This is a genomic window from Aerococcaceae bacterium DSM 111021, from assembly GCA_020112395.1.
In the GTDB taxonomy this organism is placed as follows: domain Bacteria; phylum Bacillota; class Bacilli; order Lactobacillales; family Aerococcaceae; genus Ruoffia.
Map to the genome: position 1 here is coordinate 1 of JACCEK010000014.1, position 502 is coordinate 502.

Annotated in this window: 1 protein-coding gene; it reads left to right on the top strand. The window is 57.8% G+C overall.

Features of this window, described 5'->3' with window-relative positions; translation table 11 throughout:
- Positions 1–311 precede the first annotated feature (311 nt).
- On the top strand, positions 312–502 hold a 191-nt coding region (locus HYQ40_11270; protein ID MBZ6528329.1), incomplete at its 3' end, for a PTS glucose transporter subunit IIA.

Genomic DNA, 502 nt, shown 5'->3' on the forward strand with positions numbered 1-502 from the left:
CCCTTTTCCTTCTCTTCCCTTCCCTCCTTCTCCTCCTTTTTCCTTCCCTTTCCCGGTGCCCTTTTCCTTGCTTCTCATGCCTTTTCCTTCTTGCCTCCCCCCTGTCCTCGTGTTCTTTCCCTACCCCCTCCTTCTTCTTTTGCCCTCCTTCCTTCCCCCTCTTCCTCTTTTTTCACCGCTCCCGCTGTTCCCCCCCTTCTTTCCTCTTTCTCCCCCTCCTCCCCCCGCTTTCTCCCCCTTCCCTCCCCTTTCTCCCCACTCCCTCCCCCCCTTCTCCCTCCTCCCCTCCCCCCCCTGCTTCCTGACTCGCCATTCCCTTCACAGGACGTGTTGTTGCTTTAACAGCTGTTCCAGATGCCTCTTTCGCGAGTGACGCATTCGGTCACGTGGTCTCCCTTGCGCCCACTCTTGTTGCCGTTCTTTCCCCCGTTCATGGTACCATTTTCCCAGTATTCCCTCCCTGCCCTTCTTTTTGTTTCCCCCCCTCCTGGTGCTCTGCCCT